Here is a 20,904-nt window from a genome sequence, read left to right on the forward strand (position 1 = left end):
AACTCACAAAACTCACAAAACTCATTTTAGAAACACGACATCATGATTTTCAAAAATAATATTGAGTAAAAAAATTATCTCACTCTAATAAGAAAAGCAGCGAAATCGCTGCTTTTCTTTTAGGTATTTCTATGTTCTACAAAACAATTAAAATAATAATACCCAGTATGATCCTATACCAAGCAAAGACTCTCAAGGTATGTTTTTCAACAAACCGCACCAGCGCTTTGACAACAAATAATGCTGAAATAAACGCAGCAATAAAGCCCAACACAATACTGACCATGTTATCTTGAGTCAGCACATCTGCGTTACGGACTAAGTCAAATGTCGCAGCACCGAGCATCGTAGGCATCGCCAAAAAGAACGAAAACTCTGTCGCTGCTTTTCTAGAGAGCCCAGCAAACATACCACCGACAATGGTGGCACCAGAACGCGATGTACCTGGAATCATGGCAACGCATTGTGCACAGCCCACTAGCAGTGCCTGCTTAAAAGTAATCTGTGTGGCTTCTGTAGTTTTATGCTCAAATTGCTTTGATTCAACCCAAAAAATAATCAAGCCCCCAATAATCAAAGCAACAGCTACCACCATCGGGCTAAATAAAACCTGCTTAATAAAATCAACAGCAAACACACCAATAATGACCGCAGGGAAGAAAGCGATCATGACACTTGTTGCAAAGTGACGCGCTTCTCGATCACCACTAAAGAAGCCTTTTAATAAATCTAAAATTTTCTTGCGGTATAACCAACATACCGCAAGAATAGCCCCCAATTGAATTACGACTTCAAAAACTCGACCATCATCGGAATGGAAGTTAATGATATGCCCAAATAAAATCAAATGCCCTGTACTTGAAATAGGCAGGAACTCAGTCAGTCCCTCAATGAAGCCCAAGAAGAGCGCTTTTAAAAATTCAATGTTTTCCATGCTTTAACCAAATTAAAAATATTGTATTCATCATGCTTAATTGAATAGCCAAATAGGAAAAATCTACATTTCTTATTTAAAACATCAACCCATCAAGTCTAGTTCACCAGCATAAATAGCGACTATTTTAAAGTCGTAAATATTAATACAATCTTAAAAGTTTTAGATAGTGCGTTTGTTTATTTTAAAAGACTATTTTTTCTTCATTGTCCATGCGACAAAAAACACCGAAAAACTGTAATAAGTCAAACATATAAAAAGCGCCTTGCACTCTTTTATATGTTTGCTTAAACACGCCCTGTATTTCATCTATTCTGTATTTTTACGATTCTATATAAATAGCTTTCAACATCCGTACGAAAGTATTTCAACTAATGAATGCAACCATGTCATGTTGTCAGTCAACACTACAAAAGAGGACGTAAAGATCTAAACCACAGACTTACTCTCAATGAGGCTTATATATACAACCTGTTTGGGTCTTAGAAGAATCAACCCATGACACCGTTTGAAAATACTTTTTGTCTTAACCGCAACGAAACGCCAACCAAAGCAATTAAAACAGGAACTTCAACCAAGGGGCCGATCACCGTAGTAAAAGCAACAGGCGATGCTAAACCGAAAGTGGCAATTGCAACAGCCAAAGCCAATTCAAAGTTATTACCAGCAGCAGTGAATGAGATAGCTGTAGTTTTCGGATAATCATTCCCCATCCATTTGCTCATAAAGAAGCTGATAAAAAACATCACAACGAAATAAATCGTCAAGGGAATAGCAATACGTAAAACATCCATCGGTAAGCTCACCACATCATGCCCTTTGAGGCTAAACATGGCTACAATCGTGAACAAGAGGGCCAGTAAACTTAAAGGACTAATTTTCGGTAAAAAAGTAGTTTGATACCACAACAAGCCTCTAGCTTTCACTAAAACCAAGCGCGTAATAAACCCGAGGAAGAATGGAATCCCCAAATACACCAGTACGGCATGGGTAATAGTCCAAAAATCAACATGAATCACCTGTCCCGCAATGCCGAAATAAGGCGGTAAAAAACTCAGGAATAACCATGCGTAGGTACTAAAAAACAAAATTTGGAAAATACTGTTAAATGCAACCAAAGCGGCTACGTACTGATTATCTCCACAGGCCAAACCATTCCAAACCAAGACCATCGCAATACAACGAGCTAAACCAATCAAGATTAAACCTGTCATATATTCTGGATAGCTATGCAAAAAAAGAATAGCCAAAGCAAACATCAACACGGGAGCAATAATCCAGTTTTGAACCAACGATAGTATCAGTGTTTTCTTGTCTTTGAAGACGTCAGGGAGTGCTGCATAATCCACTTTTGCAAGCGGTGGATACATCATCAAAATCAATCCCATCGCAATAGGAATATTGACTGAATCTACACGCATGTTATCCAACGCTATAGAGGCTTGCGGGAAAAAAACACTTATAGCAATTCCCAACCCCATGGCGACAAAAATCCACAACGTCAAATTACGATCTATAAAAGACAACTTTTGCTGAACCATAATGTTCTCATTCAATCTCTGAATTTGTTGGATAAGCGCAATGGTTTTTGTATCAGATACATGCGCTATATCTCTTAACAATGAAACATCTAAACGATGCTTCACCTATATTTACTCACAGCAACTCTGTGTAGCTCGTTCTTGTATGACTACAAACTGACTCGTTGGATGTGTAATCAAAATATTGAGAACCTCCTGACACCACATGGGTAATTGTGGATGGATACTGTAGTACACCCACTGACCTTGACGTCGATCTTGCAATAGCCCTGAAGAACGTAATAAAGCTAAATGTCGAGAAATTTTAGGCTGGCTAAGCTGTAATTTTTCAGTCAGGTCACAAACACATAACTCTTTATTCTTCGCGACTAAAGCCACAATATTAGAACGTGTTTCATCGGATAAGCATTTGAAAAAACTAACTTGATCCATTTTCATTTCTCTTTGATATATCCAAAATAAATTTCTAGTTCACACGTTGCCCATCTTGATCAATCACTTGCTCGCCATCCTCTTTGCTAAACGCACCCTTTTGTGGCCGGGGCAGAATTTCTAAAACCACTTCTGAGGGACGACTTAATCGGGTGCCTAATTCTGTCACCACAAAAGGACGATTAATTAAAATCGGATACTGAAGCATAAAATCTAACAATTGTTCCTCAGTCCAATCTTCACGCTCTAAGCTCAACTCACGATAAGGTTCAACATTCTGACGAATGGCTTCTCTAGGCTTTAAACCTGCATCTGATATGAGCTGAATGAGTTCTAGTTTCGATGGAGGTGTCAGCAAATATTCAATGATTTCAGGTTCAATTTGTGCATTACGAATGAGCGCTAATGTATTACGCGATGTCCCGCAGTCGGGGTTGTGATAAATCTTAACTTTTGATGTATTCGTCATGCCAACAAACTCTGCCTATCTTTTCAGCACAGTTATATACGTATATTCATATATATGCAATTCCATATATAAAATATCTAACTGAATATAGAAATAAAACCATGCAAGTTGAATCATTTTTCAAGGTCCGTGTTAAAATAAGATTAAACCCAATTGTGTGAGGTCAAGCCATGGAAACCTTCATGATTCTATTGATCTTAATGATTATTTTGATTTTACTGGTTATATTTTATAAAAAGAAAAAATGAGCCATGTTATTGGGATGCTCTAGCCTCAGTTGCACAATGAATCAAATTATCCAGTATCTGTAAGAGAGCAAGCGCTCCCTTATTCAAAGTACAGACTAAATCACGTTACACCCACTAGTTATCAGTCATAGACAGGGCTTAATGCACTGGCTAAATCCCCTGTGCCTGTCAATGCGGATACTTGTCCATCCAAAGGCTGACTGAACTCGATACGCTGAATACAGGCTGCACGCTCAGCGGAGAATACAGGGATTTGACTCATGGCAAACTCAGACAATACAGTAATGGTCAGAGAGGGATTCACACCTAAGTTGCCAGGTACGATTGAACCATCTATCACCCTTAAGTTTTGATAACCAAATACTTGACCCGTAAAGTCCACCACACCATTGTTACGATCATTCCCCATCGCCACACCACTCATAATATGTGCTGTCATCGGTGTCCCTAATAAAATTTCGGTCAATGCTGAACCTGGTTCACCGCCTAGCTTCTCAGAAAATAGCTTCGTAGCTTTTTCAGCCGCAGGAAAAGATACGGTGAGTGGCGTATCGTTTGGCTTTTGTACCGCACTAATGCCATTTCTAAACAAGCGATACCACTTTCTACGCCATTCTAGGTGAATAAAGGCTTCAGACTTCTGCATTACCAAGAGTAAAACTGAACTTCGGGCTTTCCCTTTTGGACGCAAAACTTTATAAGTTTTCAATGGATGCAACAGCGTATTGAGTAAAAATTTCACAATACGCATAAAGCCTTGTCCTGTAACCATCGGAACATAAGGCACATAAATCCAAGAGCCATCTGAACCTTCTGGAAAACGGGTCACTTCAATATTGGTATCTGCATCTACTGAAATGAACGAGCTGATCGCGACACCATCATCCAATTTTTCACGAGTATTGTTTGCTGTGGTCAGCGTTTCTGAATTGGTGCGAATTTCCTGCCCCAATAACGGTGAAATGTTTGGTAGTGTTTTATACTGATCACGCATTTTTAATAAGAGCGGTACAGTCCCCATGACTCCCGCAGACAGCACTACACCTCGACTGCGTAAGCTATATTGACGAACTTGTTTTCCTAAGGTTTCTTTGACGATGATTTCATAACCTGCACGACCATCTTCACTTAAAGGAATGATCTTTAGAACTTCTGAACTAGGCCGGATTTCAACCCCATTACGCTCCGCAAAATACAGGTAATTTTTCATAAGCGTATTTTTCACATTATTGCGACAGCCCAACATACAACTACCGCAGTAGTTACAAGTTTGGCGATCAGGTCCTGCACCATTGAAATAAGGGTCTTTGACCAGTTTTTGCTTTTTTCCGTCAGATTGTGGGAAGAACACCCCTGTATTTACTGTTTTAAATGAACGTGCATAACCCATTTCAGCTGCAACTTGCTTCAAAGTCTCATCAGCCACGTTAGTATAAGTATTATTGGCTGTACCTAACATGCGCTATGCCAATCCATAAAAAGGCATTAGCGTTTCCTTCCAATCAGCACGAATCTTGGTCCATGCTACAGACTCAAATACTTCATCTGATGGAATTAAATGCACATTGGCATAAATTTGTGACCCTCCACCAACACCAACGCCATGAATAATTGTGGTTTTATTGGTAAAAGTGAATTGTAATGTACCTTTAAACCCCAACTCAGGTACCCACAGATAATTTTTAGTATCTAAGTTCGTTTCAGGAAAATCTTGATCGCCTCGTCTCAAGCCCTTTTCTAAAATCAGAACCGTATTGCCTTTTTCACTCAAGCGTAATGCACTGACTGATCCACCGAAGCCCGAACCAATAACAATTTGGTCATAGTCAAAATCCTGATCATTCATCCTATTAACTCCTTTAATAGTTTTATTCTTTTGTTTTTAAATACAACGATCTCTTCGCTTCAAACTGTCCAGATTGAAGCGAATATGTGTATAAGTTTTAAACTGACTCGCTTATGACTTAATACGAATCAAAAGGTTCAATAACCAATTGGCAAATTTTCCATAAGGAGGAGCTAAAAACTTCAAACTCGAAAAACCCGCCTGATAAAACACAGGGCGCATTTTTGAAAAAGTCAAAAAGCCTTCATAACCGTGATAATGTCCCATCCCGCTGGCACCAACGCCACCAAACGGCAAGTCATGTTGTCCAACATGAAATAATGCATCATTGACCGAAACCCCGCCCGACATAACTCGGCTAATATAAAACTCAACTAATTTTTTATTATGACTAAATGGATAAAATGCCAATGGTCGATCACGCTGAATAATATAGTCCACCACCTCTTCAGGCTTTTGATAGGTTTTCACCATCAAGATTGGACCAAAAGTTTCGCGGGTATCAATTTCCATCCCATCATTACTGTTCAAGACCAACGTCAGTGGAAACTTTCGCGTCGTAGCATCCGGTTCTTGTTGGTTCAAATTAATCAGACTTGCGCCCTTAGCTTCGGCATCTGCAAGTGTATGCACTAAGCGTTGGTAAGCACGCTCATCAATGACAGACGTATAGTCGTGACTATGAATATCTGGGACATGCGCTTTTACCCATGCCGTTGCCGTATGGATGAATGCTTGCAACTTCGTCTCATGTACAAAAACATAATCCACATTGGTACAGATTTGCCCCGCATTAAACTGTTTGACAAACAGAATCCGTTCGACCGCTTTTTCCATAGGGTACTCAGGATCAATCACCGCAGGGGATTTCCCCCCCAATTCCAAAGTCACAGGCGTCAAATTTTGTGCTGCCGCAGCCATGACTTTACGCCCGGTTGCACCAGAACCTGTAAAGATCAAATGATCGAACGGAAGCTTTGAAAAAGCGATCCCCACCTCTCCGGTTTCATCGAAAATTTGCAATTTCTCAGCTTTAAAATATTTAGGGCTGAGCTCAATCAATAGTTGGGCCAAATGCCTTGAATTTTCAGACATTTTGACCATAGCTGTATTGCCTGCTACAAATACCGCAGAGAGTTGAGAAAACATCAAATTAATCGGAAAATTCCACGGCACGATCACGCCAATCACACCCAATGGTTGTGGAATTACACGGTTCTTTGCACCAAAGTACAGGCTATGATCGACATGACGGCTTTGTACTTTGGTCCACTGTTTTAAGTGTTTGATACTTCCATTAATGTCATCAGTAACAGTAATAATTTCAGCCAATAACGTTTCATGACGTGAACGGTTACCATAATCCTGATTTAAAGCATCAATAATCGCTTCGCGATGATTATTAATCAGCGCTTTTAAATTCAATAAGTGCTGTTTTCTTTGTGCAAGGGTTTCAATGCCTTGCTCAAGAAAGTGACTGCGCTGTAATTTGAAAGCATTGTGTAGTGTCTGTTCCATCACTGTTTGCTCGATATGAGACTGAGCCGTAAGTTGCATAAGCGTTCCTTATTAACAGCTAAAAAGTGGTGATTTACTGGTCGTCGATTAGGTTAAGCTGAACTCTCATCCTACTTTATCAAATTACTTGAAATTGGCTTGACTTTTTAGGACACTTATTTGATCTTTCAGGACAATATGGAACATTGTTATGGCCAGCTATATTCGTGCAGCCAGCCTTGGTGGATTTGAAGAACTCGTCCGAAGCTATGATGTAAATCCTATTGAAATTTTAAAAGACATTGGAATTTTACCTTCTTTACTTCGAGATCCCGATGCGTTTATTCATTATGATCATTATTTAAGTTTATTAGAAAAAGCAGCTTTCGTGTGCCAAGAAGAGTGCTTTGGCCTAAAACTCGGCGCACTGCAAAATATTAGTACTATTGGCTTAATTGGTGTGTACATGTCACGACAGCTAAGCATTTTGGAGGCGCTAAAAGTTGCCCAAAAATATGTTTACCTACATGCTGAAGGAATTGTATTTCAAGTAACCCGCTATAATGCGCAGACATGTAGACTCAACTTTGTCCGTCTAAATGACTACAACATCGACATGCCACAAAAGTCACAACTTGCAATTTGTCTAGTCAGCAATATTCTCAAGGATTTAATCGGGCCACCTTGGTATGCAGAAAAAATCTGCCTAAAACAAAGAGCACCTCAACACAGCGCGCATATTTTTAAAGAACATTTTCCCTGTGAAGTTGAGTTTGAAAAAGATGAAGATGCCCTGTACTTCCCAGCAGCATTTTTAACGCTTAAACCCTATAATTTCAATGAAGATTTAGTCGATCAACTGATTCTACAGCGCCTTGAGATGCAAAGCAGTACCAAGGCAGATGATCAACCCCTTCTCATTGAAAGCTCCATTCGTATGTTAATGGCAACTGGTGATTGTAGTATTGAAAATATCGCATTGTGTTTGGGGATACATCCCAAAAAACTACAACGCACCTTAAAGCAACAAGGGACCAGCTATCGCGATTTGCTCGAAAATGTTCGTAAAAAAGAAGCTCTGCGCATGATTGACGCAGGTAATATTAGCTTAACAGACATAGCCTTACAGTTAGGCTATGCGGAGCTGTCAATTTTTAGTCGGAACTTTAAAAACTGGTTTGGCTATCCAGCAAATGAATGGAAAAATAAAGTGAGAAGTCATCCAGAATAACTTCTCACTTTCATTGGAATTCAAAATGAGTATGTGACAGGTTAACCCTACACATTAAAGTCCGTTTTTTATTTTTTAGGAAAAACAAAAGAAGCAATCAATCGTGCTCCCCAACCTTTAGGGCTAGCATCATGATCATCCGCCCAATATCTCGCACCCGCACCAACACTGATCAACTGCCCATTTAGATTAATAACTTTTGTAACAGTAAGATTTACTGGCATTGTGGCCTCTTCTGAATTCCAATCATAGGTTGTTTCTGTATTTAGACCCACGGTCGTACTGTTCGGATAGGTATAACTTACAAAAGGTTGCACAAAAGTACTACTGATGGCATCCACGTCATCATCATGTTCTACTCCCCAAATATGGTTTGCCAAAGCACCCACTGTCCAACCATGTGTTTGTTTCAAAATAACAAAAGTCGGTCCAAGTCCATATTGATCTGCACCCAAAGTTTTTTCTGAGGCTGTCGGAAGTAATATCGCTGGACCAACTCCCCATGTAATTCCACTCTCAGAAGTTTTCGAAGGAGAGAAAAATAGACTTTGTACAATATCACCTACCCCCCAATCATCCTCAAGGTTTGATTCGTTATAAACTTGATAAGTCACAGGTAAAACTGTACGTGAAATCAAATTCCAATTTTCATTCAACTCAATCGGTATTACAGGCTGAATATTCAGTTGATAACGTTCAATATTCTCAGCTGCACCAATATTCTCATCGTAATTAAACTGAAAAGGTACGCTCACCAGATTTGCAACAGGATTTGACAATTGCTTTGCTAAATCTGCATCATCGGCAAAAGCTTGAGAGTTACAAAAGACACTGCATAGCATTAAGGAAAGTAATATTTCTAGCTTTCTGTTTCTCATAGAAAAATGATTCATATACCGAATGCCCCTTTATAATTTATGGATATTATTGAGTTATAACAAATACTTGCTCTTTTTCTACTAACTACACTGACTCAACCAGCACATACGGCTCTTTGAATGAATATCAAAGCTTCCGTATCCCACTGATTAAATATGCCTAAATTTTTAATATTATAAATTTTAAATCTTATTACTTTGCTTATTGGATTAAAGCTTAGTTTTTTATAGCACAATTCATAATAGCTGCAACAGTTTTTAACCTTGGTTTCATTATAGTAAATTGATTGCAGAAATAAGTGCTTGGTCCGTGTTTATATAAAAAGGCTTGAATCATAAATAATTTTTAGGTGAAGCACATAAACATCAAATAAAAATCTGTATTTGACGCCACGAAGCTTATTTATTTCTTATTTTTGTGCTTATTTTTTAACCAAAAGAAAATTTTATATTTCAAATTATATACTTATATTTTTCAAAGATTTAATGCTTAAAAAGGCTTTTTTTTAGTATAAAAACTCTATTTAGACTATTTTTTGAACTGCCGAGTTAGTCCTAGAGCATTTACTCTTATTTTAATTGTGCTATTTTTGTGACATGGAGTAACAAATGATTTCGGTAAAACGATTTCTCCAAAAGCCAAAAAGCATAAACACAAAATGAGCAACAAACATTTGCACCTCAAGGAAAGACGTAGAATGAAATTAAAGACATTAACGACAGCAATGATTTTAGCAACTGTACCAATGACGGGGGCATTTGCCGCTGCACTCGATCGTTCAGGTCAGTCTATCTCAGCATTCTTACAACCAGGCAACTACTTTGAAGCAGGTATTTCAGTATTAGATCCAGATGTATCTGGCAAAGCAACTGCAAATTATGGTGGACAAGAAACAGGCGATATGGCTGGGGATTACTATTTCCCACATGCAGCACTAAAACTTCAACCAACAAAAAATTTCTCTTTTGGTTTAATTTATGACCAACCCTTTGGTGCAGATGCTGAATTCACTTCTTCTACAGCATTTACCGATTCAACTTTAGGAAATACGGCAGTTGAAGTTGATACTCAAAGTTTATCAATGATTTTCGGTTATCAACCTACTGAAAACTTCAATATCTATGGTGGTGGCGTATACCAAACCATTAAAGGAAGTGTAAAACTTCGTGGATCAGCCTACAGTGGCTCTAGAGGTTTTGGTGGCTATAATGCTGAAATTGGTGAGGATAGTGCAGTAGGTTGGTTGGCTGGTTTTGCATACCAAATCCCTGAGATTGCATTAAAAGCATCGGTTACTTATCGTTCAGAAATTGAACATTCTGTAGCTGTAGACGAATCTTCAGTCGGCTCAGGTATGCTGACAACTATTATTAATAATCCTGCCATTATTGGAGCGAGTGCTACTGGCGAAACAGATATTACGACACCTCAGTCCGTTAACCTTGATTTCCAAACAGGCATCATGGCAAATACGGTAGCGTTTGCAAATGTACGTTGGGTCAATTGGAAAGATTTCTCTATCCGCCCTTATGCATTTGGAGTTGCAGCAAAAGCAGCTGGAGTTCCTGGTAAACCTAGCGGTTTTGACCTTGTTGCATATACAGATGACCAATGGTCTGCAAACCTAGGTGTAGGTCGTAAACTAAATGACCAATGGGCGGGTAATATCTCTGTAGGTTGGGACTCTGGTGCAGGTAACCCTGTGACTACTCTTGGTCCAACAGAAGGTTATTGGAATGTCGGTTTAGGCGTTCAATATAGCCCTACACCAGCTACATTTATTGCAGGCGGTGTGAAATACTTCTGGCTAGGCGATGCGAAAGCACAATCTGGCGCTCAATTTGATACTGCTAACTATGTTGCAGAATTTGAAGACAGTAACGCTCTAGCGTATGGCTTGAAAATCGGTTACAAGTTCTAATTAGCTATACTGGAAAAACCATCTATAAAGATGGTTTTTTCTTTTTGTTGGAATAAAAGCTTTTCTTATTTTTATACACTTGTCATTCATTTGAGCAACAAATCAACACTTAAACTTTTTTCATGACAATAAATACCTCACACCCTACTCTAAAAATAAGTTTATAAAAATCATAAAATTAATTAGTATTTTTAGTGTTTTTACTCTAAGCAAGTACATTTTTTAACTTCGCCAGTTCATTTCATAACCTGATCTGAGCATTTACTCTTTTTTTATTTATGTTACTTTTCGTGCCAATCATTTACATAAAGCTACAACAAGGAATGTCTCCCCATGAAGCTTAAGGCACTTCGCTCAGCTATTTTACTTAGCTTAATTCCAACAACTTCAGTATTTGCAGCAGGTCTTGACCGCTCTGGTCAGTCTATTCTGCCATTTCTACAATCTGGAAATTATGCAGAAGCATCTTTCAGTGTGCTTGATCCAAATGTAAGTGGCAAAGAAGAAAGTAATCATATATCTGTTGCAGATATGGCTGATGACTACTATTTCCCTTCTGCAGCCCTTAAAATTCAAGCGACTGAACACTTTTCTTTTGGTTTACTTTATGACCAACCTTACGGCGCTGACTCTCAATACTCATCTGCAGCAGGTGCATTTGGTAATGGGAAAGAAGGCACAAGTGTAAAAGTGCGTACCAATAATCTTTCACTGATTTTTGGTTATCAACCTACTGAAAACTGGAATTTATACGCTGGTCCTGTTTATCAAACAGTTAAGGGCAATGTTTCTTTACGTGGCAGTGCTTATTCATTGCTTTCTGGTTATGACATTAACCTCGAAGAAGACGATGCTTTTGGTTGGTTAGCTGGTGCAGCTTACCAAATCCCCGAAATTGCTTTAAAAGCTGCTGTTACTTATCGCTCTGAAATTAAACACGAATTAGATACAACTGAAACTTTTGGTTCAGGTGCTGTTGTCCGCCCTCAGTCTGTAACAGAAGTTGTGACTCCACAATCTGTGAATCTTGATTTCCAAACAGGTATAGCAAAGGATACTTTGGCATTTGCGAACATCCGTTGGGTACATTGGGACCAATTTGCAGTAAGTCCTACTTATCTTGCTGCAGCAACTAGTGCACGAGGTAAAAAGCAAAACCTCATTGATTATTCAGATGACCAAATTTCTGCAACTGTTGGTGTCGGCCATAAATTTACCAGCAAATGGTCTGGTTCTGCATCTGTAGGTTGGGACTCTGGTGCAGGTAATCCTGTAACAACTTTGGGTCCAGTAGAAGGTTTCTGGAGCGTAGGTTTAGGTGGTCAATATAGCCCAGCAGAAAACTATTTCGTACAAGCAGGTGTTAAATACTTCTGGTTAGGTGATGCTAAAGCTCAAACTGGTGGTAATGTTGTTGGTGATTTTAGTAATAACGATGCAATCGCTTACGGTTTAAAATTTGGTTATAAATTCTAAATCCTAAAAGTTGTATCCAATAAAAAAGGCGTATCTATTTAGATGCGCCTTTTTTGCTTTCGTAGATATTGCTTTTTATGCAGGAATATCGCGAACTGAAGCATTACGAATCGCTTCTTTTAAAGCATCATAACCATGAATTGGTAGAAACTGAGGGAACTCTTTGATTACATTTTCTGGCGCATCAAATAAAAATCCTTTGTCCGCTTCACCGAGCATAGTAGTGTCATTATAAGAATCACCTGCGGCAATCACACGGAAATTCAAACCATGTAACGCCTTGACTGCCTCACGTTTTTGGTCAGGTTGACGTAACTTATACGCTGTAATCATTCCCTTTTCGTCAGTTTCTAACTTATGACAAAAAATGGTCGGCCAACCTAATTGCTTCATTAAAGGATGTGCAAACTCATAGAAAGTGTCTGATAAAATAATCAACTGAAAGTGTGTGCGTAACCATTCAACAAATTCTTTCGCACCTGGAAATGGCCCCATTTCGGCAATCACTTCTTGAATATCATTGAGGCCTAAACCATGTTCTTTTAATATATTTAAGCGCTGGGTCATGAGCACATCATAATCAGGAATATCACGCGTGGTTGCTTCAAGCGCCTTAATGCCTGTTTTTTTAGCAAAGTTAATCCAAATCTCTGGTACCAATACCCCTTCTAGATCAAGACAAACAACTTCCATGAAGACTCCCTTTTATTTACGTGGAAAAATTTGCCCTATCATAGCTTAATATTTGTCTAATGCATTGTTGTTTTTTAAATCTATTTTTTTCATAAGCATTGATTTTTTAGTGATAAGTAGCCTAATTCAACTCTATTAAAATACTTAGCAAATAACGTAATATAGGTCTTGTTAGATTCCAAGCCTATTGCCAGGATACTCATGACAACCATTCCAACCATTGACCTTGTCGATGCTCTTGCTGCTGAATATGCAGACAAATCGCCAAGTGAAATTTTAGCACTCGCACTGAATCAAAACGGTGAAATCGCCATTTCATTTTCTGGTGCAGAAGATGTCGTACTGATTGATATGGCGGCCAACTTAGGTAAACCTTTCCGTGTCTTTAGTTTAGATACAGGACGTTTACACGCAGAAACCTATCAGTTTATTGAAACTGTGCGCAAACATTACAACATCAATATCGAAATTTGTTTCCCAGAAGCCAATGCAGTTCAACAACTGGTCAATGAAAAAGGGTTATTCAGCTTTTACCAAGATGACCATAAAGAATGTTGCGGTATTCGAAAAGTTCAGCCATTACGTAAAAAATTAGCCACTTTAGATGGCTGGATTACGGGGCAACGTAAGGATCAAAGTCCAGGTACACGAACTGAAATCCCTGTCGTACAGGCCGATATTGGTTTCTCAGGTGAAGGCAAGCAACTGATTAAATATAATCCCCTTGCCAACTGGAGTAGTGCTGATGTCTGGAGCTATATCCGCATGATGGAAGTCCCCTATAACCCTTTACATGAACGCGGCTTTATTTCTATCGGTTGTGAGCCTTGTACACGACCAGTGTTACCAAACCAGCATGAGCGTGAAGGTCGCTGGTGGTGGGAAGAAGCTACGCACAAAGAATGTGGCTTGCATGCAGGTAATTTGAAAAAGTAAAGACTAAAACCACTGCTCAGCAGTGGTTTTTCGCAACTAATAGATACACACAAAGCACTCCCATTCTTATAAAAAGCCGATATACTAACCTTAAGTTATATAATTCTAACAAGATTGCTCAGATAAGAGCCGTCAGATATTGCAGTGAGGCAATCTAGACTATGCGTCCATTACATCCGATTGACTTTATTTTTTTATCACTTGAAAAGCGCCAGCAACCCATGCATGTCGGTGGATTATTCTTATTCCAAATTCCCGAAAATGCACCAGCCAGCTTCATTCAAAATTTAGTAGCGGATATTCGTAATTCAAAATCTATTCCTATCCCCCCGTTTAATAATAAACTGAATGGCCTATTTTGGGATGAAGATGAAGAATTTGATCTTGATCATCATTTTCGCCATATTGCACTTCCCAAACCTGGTCGTATCCGCGAACTCCTGACTTATATTTCGCAAGAACACAGCAGTTTGATCGACCGTGCAAAACCATTATGGACCTGCCATATCATTGAAGGAATTGAGGGTAACCGTTTTGCCATGTATTTCAAAATTCACCATGCAATGGTGGATGGAATTGCAGGTATGCGGTTGGTTGAGAAATCCTTATCACATGATCCAAACATCAAAAGCATCGTACCGCCTTGGTGTGTTGAAGGACCACGCGCTAAACGCTTGAAAGAGGATAAAGCGAGTCGATTTAAAAAGATTATGAATGGTGTGGTTGGACAGCTTGAATCTACCCCACGTGTCATGTATGAACTGTCTCAAACAGTAATGAAAGATATGGGGCGTAATCCCGATTACGTTTCAAGTTTCCAAGCGCCAAGCTCCATTTTAAACCAACGCGTCAGCTCTTCACGTCGCTTTGCAGCACAGTCTTTTGAATTTGACCGTTTACGCCATATCTCTAAAAGTCTGGGTGTCACAATTAATGACATCGTACTGGCTGTTTGTTCAGGTGCACTGCGTGAATATTTATTATCGCAAGATGCGTTACCTAAAAAACCACTGATTGCAATGGTTCCTGCATCTGTACGTGATGATGATTCATCTATGTCGAATCGTATTACGATGATCTTGGCAAACTTAGGCACACATAAAGAAGATCCATTAGAACGCTTAAACATCGTCCGTCGTAGCGTACAAAATGCAAAAGAAAAGTTCAAACGTATGAACTCAAATCAAATTTTGAACTATAGTGCATTTGTATATAGTGCGGCAGGTCTGAATATAGCCTCAGGCCTATTGCCTAAACGCCAAGCCTTTAATTTGGTGATCTCGAATGTACCAGGACCACGTGAGCCACTGTACTGGAACGGAGCACGTCTCGATGCATTGTACCCTGCTTCGATCATTTTAGATGGTCAGGCACTCAATATCACCATGACCAGTTATTTAGATAAACTTGAGGTCGGTTTGACCGCCTGTCGCAATGCTTTGCCGAAAATGCAAAACTTATTGACTCACTTGGAAGAAGAAATCCAACGTTTCGAAGCGATTGTGGGGGTTGAAAACCCAAAGTTACAAGCGGTCAGTTGATACCGCAGAACCCATCAGAAACTGAATAAATGACATAAAACTAAGGGGCTTCGATAAGCCCCTTAGTTTTTAATGCTACGACATTGTTTTAATAGTTGATGACATGCAGTTCGAATCATGGCAGTGGTAATTTGTACTTCCTTACCTTGCTCGTCCAAAATATATGCATTATGCATCACTTTCGTATCCAATAAATGTTTCAAACTAGGTTGAATAATTGCTTCTCTAACACCCATATCACACCTCATTTGCTAAACCTATTTGGGAGAATAAGCTTTGGCTATTTCCGTGTTCCTAGTATTCAAAATCTACAGTCGAAAGTAAAATTTCAGTTGTAACAACTATTTAACCATATATTGTTACAATTTCAGCTCAGAATGATATCGTATTGCTCTTGCGTATATAAATTTTCAACCTGAAATTTAATCACACGACCAATAAAATGCTCCAGATCCGCGACTGCTGGCGCTTCTGCGGTTAACAAGCGGTCAATCACGGATGGATGAGCAACGACAGTAAAGCCAGTCTGAGACTGATACGCGCGTGTATAACGCATGATTTCTCGAAAGATTTCGTAACATACCGACTCTGCTGTTTTCACATAACCACGCCCCTGACAGGTCGGGCAAGATTCACATAATAAGTGTTCTAATGATTCACGTGTTCGCTTACGTGTCATTTCCACTAGACCCAGCTCTGATACCTGCGTGATTTTGGTTTTGGCATGATCTTGCTCAAGCATCCGCTCAAACTGAGTCATCACTTCAGTACGATGCTCCTGCTCTTGCATGTCAATAAAGTCGATAATAATAATACCGCCTAAATTGCGCAGTCTCAGCTGACGAGCAATCACCTGTGTCGCTTCCATATTGGTTTTAAACACAGTGTCTTCTAAAGAGCGACCACCCACATAAGAGCCCGTATTGACGTCAATCGTGGTCATGGCCTCGGTCTGGTCAATCATCAAATAACCACCTGACTTCAGCGCAACACGCGTTTGCAGAGCTTTTTGAATATCTTCTTCTACATTATATAAATCGAAGATTGGACGCTCACCCGGATAGTGAATCAAACGCTCTTTAATATTCGGCACAAATTCTTCAACAAACTCTTTGAGCTTGCCGTGAATTTCACGTGAGTCGACTGAAATTTTAGCGGTTTTTTCGCTTGCAAGATCTCGGATAATCCGCTGCGGTAAAGGTAGCTCTTCAAAAATTAACGATGGCACCGCAATACTGATCTGCTTGCGCTGGATAAACTCCCATAGCTTTGCCAAATAAGCCATATCTTGGGCAATGGCCGCTTCTTCAATACCATCTGCCGCAGTACGAACAATCACAGAACCTGGAAGCTTATGTTCTGCTTGAATTCGCTCAATCATAGAGCGTAAACGGTCACGCTCTGCCTCAGACTCTATTCGTTGCGAAACACCCGTATGGTTCCCATAAGGCATTAAAACCAAATAACGAGAAGGAATAGAGAGATCTGTTGAAAGGCGGGCACCCTTCGTTCCCAACATATCTTTCATGACTTGAACAGTAAGAATTTGTCCCGGTTGCAAAAGCTCAAACACATTCGGAATCGGCTGATTACGTGGCCAAACCATATCATTGATATGCAAAAAAGCAGTTCGTGACAGTCCAATATCGACAAAAGCAGCTTGCATACCTGGAAGAACGCGCACCACTTTACCTTTATAAATATTACCCACTAACCCACGTTTTACCGTACGCTCAACAAATAACTCATTGACCGTGCCGTTTTCAATCAACGCGACGCGACATTCCATAGGCGTGACGTTAATTAATAACTCGTCAGACATAACAAACTCAAAACATTATAAAAAATCTTTTGAGACAGTTAATTTAGTGCCTTAACTGCCCGTAATAACTGTACCGTTTCATACAACGGTAAACCCACCACATTGCTATAGCTTCCCTCAATACGTGGAATATAACGTGCTGCAATGCCTTGTATGGCATAGGCTCCCGCCTTGCCAAGGGGTTCATGTGTTGCCCAATATGCTTCCATATCTTCAGGGCTTAAGTGCTGAAATTCGACTTCAGTACGAACTACTATACTTGAAATTTGTGCATTTGTACGAACACAAACACCTGTATAAACATCATGCTTACGTCCCGAGATTTTTTCCCACATTTCAAAAGCATGTTGTTTCGATTCAGGTTTACCCAAAATCTCTTGATCGACTCCTAAGCTGGTATCCGCAGCGATCACGATCGCATCTGGATAACGAACTTGCACAGCCTCAGCTTTGGCACAAGCCAGTCGCTCTACATAATGAGCGACCAATTCACCTGTTTGTATCGACTCATCAATATCTGGGCTGTAAATATCAAAAACTAGGCCAAGCTGCTCAAGCAACTCACGACGGCGAGGCGAACTTGACGCTAAAATTAAATGCGCCATTTTTTTAGGAAGAAATATAAAATGGGAAAGGTCAAAACACTACTCAACAGGGGTTGCCAATGGCGGGCAATCGAAAACTGCGCCCCGATCATAATTTGCGCGATCCACGTCATAAATAAATGTGCGACAACAGCCAAAGCCGTGATCACCCAGATATTGGCAAACGTCATAATCCGACGTTCTCGGGTTAAAAAGCGTGAGACAAAAGTAATCAGCACAAAACTGAGCGCATTTAAACCTAAGGGTGCATCGAGCAATAAATCGGTGAAAATACCCACAGCAAAGGCGAACCAAATTCCACACCATGTCGGCTGACACAGCACCCAAAACAGCATGACCATCATCATAAACAATGGACGCCAACCAGAGAGCGTATAAGACAGTGGATAGACCATCAACACCGAAGCAATGATCACCGAAAAAATGATCGGAAATAGTGGATCACGCTGTTTGGCAGCACGAAGTTTAGCGATCGGCATGCGGTTGCTCCATCGCTAAAGAATCGGAAAATAACACAACGACATGATGTCCACCCGCTAGCTGTGCGGCAGGTACCACATCTATTTGAGCAAACTCACCTGAATTATGACGACTGATTTTTGAAATCGTACCCACCAAATAACCCGCTGGGAAATGCTCACCAAGACCTGAGCTATACACTTTTTCACCCACTTTAATTTCGGCACTGGTCGGGACATATTCCATTTTCAAATGCCCTAAATCTCCCGTACCCGAAACAATCGCTCGCATACCCGAACGCTCTAAACGGACTGAAAGTGAATGTTCTTTATCTGAAAGCAACATCACACGGCTACTATGTGGATAGACATTGATAATCTGCCCCATAATGCCTTTGTCATCGAGCACCGTCTGCCCTACTTTTAACTGACTGTTGGCACCACGGTTAATCACAATAATATGACGCAGTGGATCGGCATCGGTTCCAATGACTTCTGCAATCTCCATACGACCATCAATGATTAACGGGGTATCTAACAAACCACGCAAACGGGTATTTTCCGCAGATAATTCAGATAATTTTTGTAAACGTACCTGTGCCTGTAACAGTTCAGCTTGCATCGCGGTATTTTCACGGCGCAGTTGAGCCTCAGACTTGGTTTGTTGATTCAGCCACTCTCGCGATAACACGGGATAACTTGCTACAGCATAAATTGGATTATAAGCGGCGTACAAGACATCTCTTGCAGGTTGAATCACATGCGGCATGCGCCAGTTAAAAAACAGCACAACCAAACATGTGATCACTGCAATGATAAATGAGCGAAAAGATGGCGGTTGTCTGGAAAACAGATTTGTTTGCACCCGCCGATTCCTTTATTAGCCTACAAATAACATGTCGTGATTTGGATTATCGAAGAACTCCAAAACTTTACCACCACCACGAGTGACACACGTTAAAGGATCTTCTGCAACCACCACAGGTAAGCCCGTTTCTTGCGCAAGAAGTTTGTCGAGGTTACGAAGTAATGCACCACCACCTGTCAACACAATACCGCGCTCAGCGATGTCTGAAGACAGCTCAGGAGGCGTTTGCTCAAGTGCAGATTTCACAGCGGAGACAATACTTTGTAGAGGATCAGAAATCGCTTGCGTGATTTCGTCCGAAGTTACATTAATGGCACGTGGCACACCTTCAGCAAGGTTGCGACCGCGAACTTCAATCTCAAGCGTTTTAGCATCAGGCTCGGGTAAAGCCATACCCACTTCTTTCTTGATAATTTCTGCAGTGGTTTCACCAATCACACAACCATGAGCCTTACGTACGTAGTTAATGATTTGTTCATCAAATACATCACCACCAATACGGAGTGAGTCAGCATAGACACAACCTTGTAATGAAATGATCGCAATTTCAGTTGTACCACCACCGACATCCACCACCATCGAGCCACATGCTTGCTCAACTGGCATACCTGCACCAATTGCAGCGGCCATTGGTTCTTCAATCAAACGAACATCGCGTGCGCCTGCATTAAATACAGCTTCACGAATAGCACGACGCTCAACCAAAGTTGATTTGCAAGGCACACACACCACAACACGCGGTGCAGGTGGGAACAGACGTTTTNNACTTTACCAATAAATTGGTTCAGCATGGTTTCAGTCACTTCAAAATCGGCAATCACACCATCCTTCATCGGACGAATGGCAGAGATATTCGCAGGTGTACGGCCCAGCATTTGCTTTGCATCAAGACCGACTGCGGCAACGATTTTTTGTGAACCGCTGTGACGAATTGCCACAACTGTCGGTTCATTTAATATAATGCCTCGTCCTGGTGCATAAATAAGTGTATTTGCTGTACCTAAATCAATGGCTAGATCGGGCGAAAACAAGCCAATTAGTCTTTTTAGAATCACGGAGACGTTCTCGATTAAACTTTATGTGGACGCAAGGTGGCAACTTTAACTAAATGTGATGATTTGAACAAGTCAATCGCTTATTATAACGCACGATATTTTGAAATTTTTTAATACTGACTCAGGTGATGTTATGTCTACATCGGATGCACAGCATTCTGCAGATTTAAATGCACAAACAGTTTCAGCAATCGCCAATCTTGCTCGATTGTCGCTAGATGATACGCAATCTGCTGAATATGCTCAAAGTCTAAATAAAATTTTAGGCATGATGGAAACCTTAAAAGGCATCGACACCGATGGTGTTGAGCCGCTTAAAAGCCCATTTGATCACCCACAACCCTTACGTGAAGATGTGGTTTCAGAAACCAATCATCGTGATGAATATCAAGCCATTGCACCGCAAGTGCAAGACGGTTTGTACCTTGTTCCTCGCGTGATTGAATAATTTC

The 20,904-nt window shown here is 40.2% G+C and carries 21 protein-coding genes and 1 pseudogene; 7 read left to right on the forward strand and 15 right to left on the reverse strand.

Annotated elements, in window-relative coordinates; all coding sequences use genetic code 11:
- Window positions 1–136: 136 nt before the first annotated feature.
- The 4 genes from B4F08_RS07535 to arsC form a co-directional block, all read right to left on the reverse strand.
- Complete coding sequence (locus B4F08_RS07535) at window positions 137–934, reverse strand: undecaprenyl-diphosphate phosphatase (RefSeq protein WP_110974947.1); 798 nt, start codon at window positions 932–934, stop codon at window positions 137–139.
- Between the two features lie 491 nt (window positions 935–1,425).
- The gene (gene arsB / locus B4F08_RS07540; RefSeq protein ID WP_291374008.1) at window positions 1,426–2,475 is read right to left on the reverse strand and encodes an ACR3 family arsenite efflux transporter; all 1,050 of its coding nucleotides are present in this window, start codon (window positions 2,473–2,475) and stop codon (window positions 1,426–1,428) included.
- A gap of 111 nt (window positions 2,476–2,586) precedes the next feature.
- The gene (locus B4F08_RS07545) at window positions 2,587–2,907 is read right to left on the reverse strand and encodes a metalloregulator ArsR/SmtB family transcription factor (protein ID WP_086208593.1); all 321 of its coding nucleotides are present in this window, start codon (window positions 2,905–2,907) and stop codon (window positions 2,587–2,589) included.
- 34 nt (window positions 2,908–2,941) lie between these two features.
- The gene (gene arsC / locus B4F08_RS07550; RefSeq protein WP_151707043.1) at window positions 2,942–3,376 is read right to left on the reverse strand and encodes an arsenate reductase (glutaredoxin); all 435 of its coding nucleotides are present in this window, start codon (window positions 3,374–3,376) and stop codon (window positions 2,942–2,944) included.
- 170 nt (window positions 3,377–3,546) lie between these two features.
- Between arsC and B4F08_RS17255 the strand changes: the two genes are divergently transcribed.
- Window positions 3,547–3,624, forward strand: a complete 78-nt coding sequence (locus B4F08_RS17255; RefSeq protein ID WP_110974979.1) for an LPXTG cell wall anchor domain-containing protein — start codon at window positions 3,547–3,549, stop codon at window positions 3,622–3,624.
- 121 nt (window positions 3,625–3,745) lie between these two features.
- Here the strand turns inward: B4F08_RS17255 and B4F08_RS07555 are convergent, their stop codons facing one another.
- The 3 genes from B4F08_RS07555 to B4F08_RS07565 all read right to left on the reverse strand — a co-directional run bounded on the left by B4F08_RS07555 (window position 3,746) and on the right by B4F08_RS07565 (window position 7,027).
- A complete protein-coding gene (locus B4F08_RS07555) occupies window positions 3,746–5,083 on the reverse strand; it encodes a GMC oxidoreductase (protein WP_291374009.1) in 1,338 nt (445 codons plus the stop codon).
- Window positions 5,084–5,086: 3 nt separating this feature from the next.
- Window positions 5,087–5,470, reverse strand: a complete 384-nt coding sequence (locus B4F08_RS07560; protein ID WP_291374010.1) for an NAD(P)-binding protein — start codon at window positions 5,468–5,470, stop codon at window positions 5,087–5,089.
- 111 nt (window positions 5,471–5,581) lie between these two features.
- Window positions 5,582–7,027, reverse strand: a complete 1,446-nt coding sequence (locus tag B4F08_RS07565) for a coniferyl aldehyde dehydrogenase (protein WP_291374011.1) — start codon at window positions 7,025–7,027, stop codon at window positions 5,582–5,584.
- Between the two features lie 151 nt (window positions 7,028–7,178).
- On the opposite strand from B4F08_RS07565, the gene B4F08_RS07570 reads away from it, so the two are divergent.
- Window positions 7,179–8,198, forward strand: a complete 1,020-nt coding sequence (locus B4F08_RS07570) for an AraC family transcriptional regulator (protein ID WP_291374012.1) — start codon at window positions 7,179–7,181, stop codon at window positions 8,196–8,198.
- A gap of 68 nt (window positions 8,199–8,266) precedes the next feature.
- Here the strand turns inward: B4F08_RS07570 and B4F08_RS07575 are convergent, their stop codons facing one another.
- Window positions 8,267–9,076 carry a transporter gene (locus B4F08_RS07575; protein WP_291374013.1) on the reverse strand — a complete coding sequence of 270 codons (810 nt, stop codon included), beginning with the start codon at window positions 9,074–9,076 and terminating at the stop codon, window positions 8,267–8,269.
- A 698-nt stretch (window positions 9,077–9,774) separates the two neighbouring features.
- Here B4F08_RS07575 and B4F08_RS07580 point away from each other — a divergent pair.
- Both B4F08_RS07580 and B4F08_RS07585 read left to right on the forward strand, forming a co-directional pair.
- Window positions 9,775–10,998 (forward strand): OmpP1/FadL family transporter, encoded by a 1,224-nt coding sequence (locus B4F08_RS07580; RefSeq protein ID WP_291374014.1) that lies wholly within the window; start codon window positions 9,775–9,777, stop codon window positions 10,996–10,998.
- A 333-nt stretch (window positions 10,999–11,331) separates the two neighbouring features.
- Window positions 11,332–12,474 (forward strand): OmpP1/FadL family transporter, encoded by a 1,143-nt coding sequence (locus B4F08_RS07585; protein WP_291374015.1) that lies wholly within the window; start codon window positions 11,332–11,334, stop codon window positions 12,472–12,474.
- A gap of 75 nt (window positions 12,475–12,549) precedes the next feature.
- Here B4F08_RS07585 and thrH read toward each other — a convergent pair whose 3' ends face one another.
- Window positions 12,550–13,167 (reverse strand): bifunctional phosphoserine phosphatase/homoserine phosphotransferase ThrH, encoded by a 618-nt coding sequence (gene thrH, locus B4F08_RS07590; RefSeq protein WP_291374016.1) that lies wholly within the window; start codon window positions 13,165–13,167, stop codon window positions 12,550–12,552.
- 201 nt (window positions 13,168–13,368) lie between these two features.
- Between thrH and B4F08_RS07595 the strand changes: the two genes are divergently transcribed.
- Complete coding sequence (locus tag B4F08_RS07595) at window positions 13,369–14,103, forward strand: phosphoadenylyl-sulfate reductase (protein ID WP_110974955.1); 735 nt, start codon at window positions 13,369–13,371, stop codon at window positions 14,101–14,103.
- A gap of 161 nt (window positions 14,104–14,264) precedes the next feature.
- Window positions 14,265–15,644, forward strand: a complete 1,380-nt coding sequence (locus B4F08_RS07600; RefSeq protein ID WP_086208602.1) for a WS/DGAT/MGAT family O-acyltransferase — start codon at window positions 14,265–14,267, stop codon at window positions 15,642–15,644.
- A gap of 62 nt (window positions 15,645–15,706) precedes the next feature.
- Here B4F08_RS07600 and B4F08_RS07605 read toward each other — a convergent pair whose 3' ends face one another.
- The 6 genes and pseudogenes from B4F08_RS07605 to B4F08_RS07630 all read right to left on the reverse strand — a co-directional run bounded on the left by B4F08_RS07605 (window position 15,707) and on the right by B4F08_RS07630 (window position 20,452).
- Complete coding sequence (locus tag B4F08_RS07605; protein WP_291374017.1) at window positions 15,707–15,880, reverse strand: PA1571 family protein; 174 nt, start codon at window positions 15,878–15,880, stop codon at window positions 15,707–15,709.
- Window positions 15,881–16,011: 131 nt separating this feature from the next.
- Entirely contained in the window at window positions 16,012–17,466 is a 1,455-nt protein-coding gene (gene rng, locus B4F08_RS07610) for a ribonuclease G (RefSeq protein ID WP_086208604.1), read from the reverse strand.
- Window positions 17,467–17,504: 38 nt separating this feature from the next.
- Entirely contained in the window at window positions 17,505–18,071 is a 567-nt protein-coding gene (locus B4F08_RS07615) for a Maf family nucleotide pyrophosphatase (RefSeq protein ID WP_119064267.1), read from the reverse strand.
- Complete coding sequence (gene mreD, locus B4F08_RS07620) at window positions 18,059–18,550, reverse strand: rod shape-determining protein MreD (protein WP_086208606.1); 492 nt, start codon at window positions 18,548–18,550, stop codon at window positions 18,059–18,061. The genes B4F08_RS07615 and mreD overlap by 13 nt, the downstream gene beginning before the upstream one ends.
- A complete protein-coding gene (mreC, locus tag B4F08_RS07625; RefSeq protein ID WP_086208607.1) occupies window positions 18,537–19,394 on the reverse strand; it encodes a rod shape-determining protein MreC in 858 nt (285 codons plus the stop codon). Before mreC ends, mreD begins: the two co-directional genes overlap by 14 nt.
- Window positions 19,395–19,409: 15 nt before the next feature.
- Window positions 19,410–20,452: pseudogene (locus B4F08_RS07630) on the reverse strand (rod shape-determining protein).
- Between the two features lie 133 nt (window positions 20,453–20,585).
- On the opposite strand from B4F08_RS07630, the gene gatC reads away from it, so the two are divergent.
- Window positions 20,586–20,900, forward strand: coding sequence for an Asp-tRNA(Asn)/Glu-tRNA(Gln) amidotransferase subunit GatC (gene gatC / locus B4F08_RS07635; protein ID WP_004694671.1), 315 nt, complete (start codon window positions 20,586–20,588; stop codon window positions 20,898–20,900).
- Window positions 20,901–20,904 lie beyond the last annotated feature (4 nt).

Source organism: Acinetobacter sp. UBA6720 (assembly GCF_002454215.1).
Classification (GTDB): Bacteria; Pseudomonadota; Gammaproteobacteria; order Pseudomonadales; family Moraxellaceae; genus Acinetobacter.